This window comes from Nonomuraea terrae (genome assembly GCF_004348995.1).
GTDB lineage: Bacteria > Actinomycetota > Actinomycetes > Streptosporangiales > Streptosporangiaceae > Nonomuraea > Nonomuraea terrae.
The window spans coordinates 1-6,880 of record NZ_SMKQ01000317.1 but is presented as its reverse complement, the minus strand read 5'-3'; the positions used below and the strand labels follow the sequence as shown (position 1 = coordinate 6,880).

Here is a 6,880-nt window from a genome sequence, read left to right as displayed (position 1 = left end):
CAGACGGGTGGCGGAGAGCGCCGGGTGGTGGTGGCCGTACGAACGGCTGGCGATCGTCACGCGGCGGCCCGTCGAGCTGCACCTCGACGACATGGGGCGGCTGCATCGCGGCGACGGCCCGGCCCTGGCGTACGCCGACGGGTTCGCCCTGCACGCCTGGCACGGCATGCCGGTCCCCGCCGGGTTCGGGGCCACGCTGGGCGAGCTCACCCCCGAACGCATCCGCTCCGAACCGAACGCTGAGCTGCGCCGCGTCATGCTGGAGCACTTCGGTTTCGACCGCTACCTGGCCGAGTCCGAGGCGCGGCCGGTCCACTCCGACGAGACCGGGGTGCTGTGGCGGATCGAGCTGTCCGGCGACGAGCCGCTGGTCATGGTGGAGGTGGTCAACTCCACGCCCGAGCCCGACGGCACCCGCCGCACCTACTTCCTGCGCGTCCCGCCGTGGGTGGCGCGGGCCCGTCAGGGCGTCGCCTGGACATTCGGGACAACCGAGGAGGACTACCGCCCCCGACGCGAAACCTGACCCACCGCCCACGTTCCCGTGGATCAGGGTGGGTGACGAAACCGGACCCGCCGCGCCACCCACCCCGCTGGATCAGCGGTGGGTGCCCAAACCTGACCAGCCGCGTCCCTCTACACCGCTGGTTCAGAGGGCGTGACGACAACTGATCGGCCGGATGCCTCATGCCCCCTGGATCAGAGGGCGTGGGGGATGCGTTCGAGGATGCCGCCGTCGAAGACGTCGTACAGGCCGAGGGGCTCCAGATGGACGTAGCCGATGTGACAGTCGCAGGCCGTGGCCGGGCACGCGCGGGGGCGCAGGGCCGCGCGGTACGAGCCGTCGTACAGGTTGCCCAGCACCTCCGGGACGAAGTGGCAGCGGCGGACCGTGCCGTCGCCGTACACCGAGATCACGCTGTCGCCGGTGCGGCAGGGCAGCCCCGCGCTGCGGTGGGGGAAGCGGCTGTAGGAGAAGAGTGGGTCGATCGCCGCCCACTCGGCCGCCTCGGCGTCGGTGTAGAGGCGGCCCTCCTCGGCGTTGACCCACACGTACGTCTCCGGCGGCAGGTCCGCCCGGAGCCGGCGCGCGTGCGGCAGGTGGGCGGGGTCGCCGACGATGCCGACGCTGTGGCGCACCGGAAGCGAGCGCAGCTTCGCCACGAACCGTTCGTACGGCACCTGCGTCGGGTGGTACGTCACCCACAGCGCCGCCCGTTCCGACGTCTCCGACAACCAGTCGGTCCGGCAGCTCAGGTTCGTCTGGATCGCGACCTTGGCGACGTGCGGCAGCCACGACAGCTCCACGAGCGCGCGGCGGTACCACGACCTGACCAGGCCCTCGCCCCACGGCGTGAACAGGATCGAGATCGGCGACTCCTGCGCCGCCACCCAGCCGGCGAACCGCTCCAGCGCCGCCCGGTCGGCGCGCAGCTGCTCGGGCGTGTCGCGGCGCTTGGCGAACGGGCAGTAGGCGCAGTCGTAGTCGCAGCTGGCGAGCGGCCCGCGGTAGAGGATGGTCAGCATGCCGCGTACGTCTCCATGAGCCGGCGCACCTCGGGCGAGAAGAGCGCGGGCCCGATCGCGTCGGAGTGGGCGAGCCCCTCCGGGGTGAGCGCCACGGTCTCGTCGGAGATCGTCAGCCACGCACGGAACTCGCTCAGGGGGAAGTCGTCGAGCACGTCCGTGCCGAACCGGTCGGCGTAGAGCCGCCGCGACATGCCCTCCGCGCGCAGCAATGACTGGAGCAGGTGCCGCCGCCTGCGCTCGTCGAGGGAGAGGACGAAGCCGACGTTCGCCACGTCGAAGTCGTCGCGCGCCACGTAGTCGTCGATGATCGACCGGACGTGGCGGGCGCCGACGGCGTACTCGAAGGAGTAGTGCAGCCCGCTCGTGTACGACCGCGCCCCGCAGCCGAGGCCCACCATGCCGTCGGTCTGGCAGCAATGGTCTCCGCCGGACGCGCCGGAGCCCGGCAGGCGGAACATGCGCATGGAGACCTGCTCGTACCCGGCGGCCAGCAGATGGTCGCGGCCCAGCCGGTAGAGCTCCAGCCGCTGGTCGTCCCACGCCCGGCCCTGTTTGCCGAGCCCGGTCAGCGGCCGGACGTACAGCGGGTACAGGTACAGCTCCTCGGGGCGCCAGCCGAGGGCCGTGTCGAGCGAGTACAGCCACGAGCTCGGGGTCTGGCCGTCGATGCCGTAGATCAGGTCGATGTTGAGCACCGGCACGCCGGAATCCCTGATCGCGTCGAGCGCCGCGTCCACCTCGGCGCGCTTCTGCGGGCGCACGGCCGCGCGGGCCTCGGCGTCCACGAAGCTCTGCACGCCGATCGAGACCCGCGACGTGCCGCGCCCGGCCAGCACGGACAGGCGGTCGGGGGTGGCGGTGGCCGGGGACGTCTCCACCGACAGCGGGACGCGCGCCAGGTCGACGCCCATCGTCCGCTCCGTCAGGTCGAACAGCCGCTCCAGCTCGCCGGCGCTGAGGTAGGTCGGCGTGCCGCCGCCGAAGGCCGCCGTGGTGAACGCGGTCTCCTCCAGCGCGTCGCGCACCTGCCGCGCCTGGCGTTCGAGGGTGTCGAGATAGGCCCCGACCAGCTCCTCCGGCGCGCCCGTGCGGGTGAACAGGTTGCAGAAGCCGCAGCGCATCTCGCAGAACGGGATGTGCACGTACAGCGCCCCGGGGTGTTCGCCGGCCCAGACCTCCTTGAGCTGCGGGCGCGGGTCGAGCGGCCGGTAGGCGGTCTTGTGTGGATAGGCGTAGACGTAACCCTCATACGGCCGCATGGTGCTCCAGGAGAAAGTGGGTGTAGGGGACCGTCCAGACGACCTCGTGGCCGATCCGGTGGCCGACGTGACCGTCCTCGCCGTACGCGGTGCCGTGGTCGGAACAGACGATCACCAGGCACGGGCGGCGGCGGGACATCAGCGCGTAGAGCCGGCCGATGTGCCGGTCGACGTGGCGCAGGGCGGCCGCGTGGCTCTCCAGCGAGTCGCCGGAGGCCCCGGGCAGGTAGAAGTGGTTGGGCTGGTGCAGCGCCGACACGTTGACGAACAGGAACACCGGCTCGCGGCGGTCGCGCAGCACCTCGGTGGCACGGTCGATCTGGCGCTCCAGCGAGGCGGGGTTCGTCACGCCGAACTCTGGCTCCCAGTGGCTCTCGGCGAACAGGCCGGGCAGCGCAGAGCCGAGCGGCGTCAGCTTGTTGAAGAAGCCCACGCCGCCGATGCAGACCGTGTGGTAGCCGGCCTGCGCGAGCCCCGCGGGCAGGTCGGGCGCGTCGAACACCCAGGTGTGCTCCGCCGTGGTCTCGCTGCCGGGGAACGTGGCCGCGAACAGCCGCGGATGGGGCCCCGGGGTGACCGGCGTGGGCAGGAAACCGGCGAACATGGCGGCGTGGGCGGCGTACGTGAAGCTGCCGGGGGTGTGGCGGCGCTCCCAGCGCGCGCCCGGCGGCAGCAGGCCGGTCAGCTCGCCGGCGTCGGCCAGCGCGGCGGCCACGTCGTAGCGCAGGGTGTCGAGCGTGACGAGGAGGATGTCGTGGCTGCCGACGATCTCACGCATGTTCACGGAGGACCGCCTCGACCTGCTCGTCATACGTAGTCCTGTTATTTCCGGAAAGATCCCCCAAGCCTGGCAGCAGGTCGCCGAACGCGTTCACCTCGGCCACCGCCACCGACCGCCAGTCGGCCCCCACCATGACGTCGACCCCGGTCGCCAGGCTGCGCGGGAAGCAGGCGGCGGCCTGGGCGCACACCTCGGTCAACCGCTCCCACAGAGCGGCCCGCGACCGCACCGCACCGAGATCGCCGCGCGCGCCGCCGAGGTGCAGGTTGGTCATGGGCGTGCGGCTGGTGCGCGCCACGGCGTGCGTCGGCGTGCCGGCCACGGTGACCACCCGCAGGTCGAACGCCCGCCCGCCGAGTGACGCCTTCGGAAACCAGCGCTCGACGTGCAGCCCGTCGGGCGCCAGGTGGTCGACCAGCCGCCGCAGCTCCGCCTCGTCGGTCACGGTGCGGACCCGCAACGAGTTGCAGAGCGTCGCGCCGACCCAGGTGGCCGACGTGACGGCGTGCACCCGCCCGCCCTGGGCGTGCAGCGCGATCACCCCGGACGCCGACGAGCCGTGGGCCGGCTTCACGAACACCCGCGCCCAGCGCCGCCCCGCCATGCCATCGCGCAGATCGGCGTACGACACCGCCTCGAACGCGTCGGGCACCGGCACCCCGGCCGCCGCCAGCACCGCGTGGCAGCGGCGCTTGTCGAACATCGTCAAGATCTCCCCGGCGTCCCCCAGCACGCGCACCCCCGCAAGCGCCGCCACCCGCTCCAGGCCGGCGGCGAACCCCTTGAACCAGGCCGCGCTCCCGCCGACCCGCGCCGGGTCGCCGGGCCCCCGCAGCAGCGCGTCGACCTCGGCGTCCTCACCCGGCGAATCGACCCGCACCAGCGCTCCCGCGGGCGCACCGATCTCCCGCCCGGCCAGCACGTCGCGCCACGAGATCACGTACGGCTCCGCCAAGCCCCTCGCGAGCACCGCCTCCCGGAACAGCGCCACCCGCCGATCCCCGGGCACCCCCACCACGGCGAAGCGCACCATCACTCGCTCACCGCCACATACAGCCAGTCGTCGCCCCGGGGCTGAGCATCCTCGAGGTCGACGGCCACGCCGGGAAGCCCCCGCCGCAGGCGGGCCGCCAGCGTCTCGCTGAGGAAATGATGGCGCAGGTCGAGCGCGCGCAGGTGACTCAGCGGCTGACCGCTGAGCAGCGCTTCGGCGCCCCGGTCGGTGAGAGTCCCCATGCCCAGGCTGAGCTCTTCGAGCCTGGCGACCACGGGTGCGGCGGCCACGGCGGCGGCGATGTCGTCCTGGATCGGGCTGTCGCGCAGACCGAGCCGCTTGAGCGCGGGCAGGCCGGCGCCGGAGAGGATGCCGTCGAGGTCGGCGACCGTGGAGTCGCCGCCGTATTGGTCGATGCCGAGCCACAGCTCCAGGTGCTGCAGGCTCGGCAGGGCGGACGCGCCGACGGCCCTGACGACCTCACCGGGCAGCCCGCCCGTCTCGAAGCGGAGGACCTTCAGGTGCCGGTGGGTGACGGGCCGCATCGTCAGCCCTTCGGAACCGCGTACGTCGAGCCGCTCCAGCCTCGGGTACGCCTCCAGCAGCGGTGTGATGTCGCCCTGCCGGATCCAGGAGATCTCCCAGTGCTCGGGCTCGACGAACCCGAGGAACACCGACCGCAGCGCCGGGAGGTGATCGGCGTGCTCCGCGAGCAGCCGGGGCGCGTTGGTCGCGCCGAAACCGGTGATCACGAGAGCCTGGACCTCGGCGCCGTTCACGGTCCGCAGCAGCTTGTCGAGCCCGTCGGGCAGAGCGGATCCGGGCGCGTCGTGGCCGATCTCCGTCTCGTCGCACAGGGCCCAGGCGACGCGGCCGGGATCGGCCACCGGCCGGATGTCGTACGGCACCGGAAGCCCGGCGAACCTCTCCCTGTGGGAGCCCCCCATGTCGTGGCGGTAGACCGCGTCTCGCGGGAGGAACGTCTCGCCGGGATCGCGAGGATCGGCCGGCGTCTCCCCGGAGAACTCCTCGTCGAAGTCGTCCATCACTCGCTCACCGCGACGTAGCGCCACTCGCCGTCCGGCTTCTGCCGGTCGTCGAGGATGACCCGCGCCCCGGGCAGCGCCTCGGGCAGCCGGCGCATCATCTCGTCGCTCAGGTAGTGGTGGCTGAGGTCGAGCGTGTGCAGGTGAGTGAGGGGCTGCCCGCTGAGCAGGGCCTCCGCGCCCGTGTCGGTGAGCACGCCCATCGACAGGTCGAGCGACTCGAGCCGGGCCACGATCGGGGCAGCGGCCACGGCGGCGGCGAGGTCGTCCTGCATCTCGCTGTCCTGCAGGCCGAGGTGGCGCAGGCTGGGCAGCCGCGCGCCACTCAGGATGGCCGCGCAGTCGGGAATCGTGGCGTCGCCGCCGTACTCCTCGACGCCGAGCCAGAGCTCCAGATGCTCCAGCGCGGGCAGGTCACACTCGCCGACCGCCCGCACGACGTGGCCCGGCAGGCCGCCCGTCTCGAACCTGAGCACCCGCAGCGAGTCGTGCCGCACCGGCTGGAGCCGCAGCCCGGTGCCGCCGCGCACCTCCAGCCGCTCCAGCTTCGGGAAAGCCTCCAGCAGCGGCGTGATGTCGGACTGCTGGATCCAGGAGATCTCCGCCTCCTCCTGCGCGATCGCGCCGAGGAAGAGCGAGCGCAGCGCGGGAAGCCGGTCACGCTCGGCGGCCAGGCGGGCGATGATCGGCCCGCTGTCGGACTCGTAGCACTCCTCCCACTCGCCGACCACGATGGCCTGGACCTTCTCCGTCTCCACGTGCTCGAAGAACCAGTCGAGGCCCTCGGCGACGTGGTCGGGCGCGTCGTCCTGCCATTCGCTCGCCCGCAGCCGCCAGGCGGCGGCATCGGCCCGCGGCTGCGGCTCCTCCTCCTCGGAGAAGGGAACGAACGCCACCGGCAGCCCGGCGTAGTCGTCGAGGTAGTCGTCATGGGGGTAACTCACGGGGTGGTCCTCGTGTCGGGGGGATTCGATGTGAGCACCTGTCCTACCAGATGTCCCCGACACCTCCACCCAGACCGTCGACCGGAGACTTGGCTCCCCGCGCCGGCCTGGGCTTGACCCGTCAGCCCGGCGGGACCACCAGGCGGGGAACTCTTACTTGAGGTGCACGCCGGTGAGCGCTTCGACCGTTTCGGGAAGATGCCTGACCGTTCCGCTGAGCCCGCCGACGCTGTTGAGCGTGGAACCGACCGGGTCCCGTCGCGGTGCGGGAGCGGGTGCCGGGGCAGGTGCGGGCGCGTACGCAGGAGCGGGAGCGTATGCCGGGG

At 72.5% G+C, this 6,880-nt stretch carries 7 protein-coding genes; 1 reads left to right on the top strand and 6 read right to left on the bottom strand.

The genetic code is table 11. The features are described from left to right. Window positions 1–526, top strand: a 526-nt coding sequence (locus E1286_RS44920; RefSeq protein WP_342776335.1) for a DUF6745 domain-containing protein, incomplete at its 5' end; no start/stop codon positions are given. A gap of 173 nt (window positions 527–699) precedes the next feature. On the opposite strand, the gene E1286_RS44915 is transcribed toward E1286_RS44920, so the two are convergent. The 6 genes from E1286_RS44915 to E1286_RS44890 are packed head-to-tail and all read right to left on the bottom strand — an operon-like array spanning window position 700 to window position 6,554. Continuing rightward, window positions 700–1,527: an STM4011 family radical SAM protein gene (locus tag E1286_RS44915; RefSeq protein WP_132623174.1), complete on the bottom strand. Its 828-nt coding sequence runs from the start codon at window positions 1,525–1,527 to the stop codon at window positions 700–702. Beyond that, window positions 1,521–2,789, bottom strand: coding sequence for an STM4012 family radical SAM protein (locus tag E1286_RS44910; RefSeq protein ID WP_132623172.1), 1,269 nt, complete (start codon window positions 2,787–2,789; stop codon window positions 1,521–1,523). Before E1286_RS44910 ends, E1286_RS44915 begins: the two co-directional genes overlap by 7 nt. Then, entirely contained in the window at window positions 2,776–3,567 is a 792-nt protein-coding gene (locus E1286_RS44905) for an STM4013/SEN3800 family hydrolase (protein ID WP_132623176.1), read from the bottom strand. Before E1286_RS44905 ends, E1286_RS44910 begins: the two co-directional genes overlap by 14 nt. After that, entirely contained in the window at window positions 3,560–4,603 is a 1,044-nt protein-coding gene (locus E1286_RS44900; protein ID WP_165970216.1) for an STM4014 family protein, read from the bottom strand. Before E1286_RS44900 ends, E1286_RS44905 begins: the two co-directional genes overlap by 8 nt. Next, window positions 4,603–5,610, bottom strand: coding sequence for an STM4015 family protein (locus E1286_RS44895; RefSeq protein ID WP_132623170.1), 1,008 nt, complete (start codon window positions 5,608–5,610; stop codon window positions 4,603–4,605). Before E1286_RS44895 ends, E1286_RS44900 begins: the two co-directional genes overlap by 1 nt. Further along, entirely contained in the window at window positions 5,610–6,554 is a 945-nt protein-coding gene (locus E1286_RS44890) for an STM4015 family protein (RefSeq protein WP_132623168.1), read from the bottom strand. Before E1286_RS44890 ends, E1286_RS44895 begins: the two co-directional genes overlap by 1 nt. Window positions 6,555–6,880 lie beyond the last annotated feature (326 nt).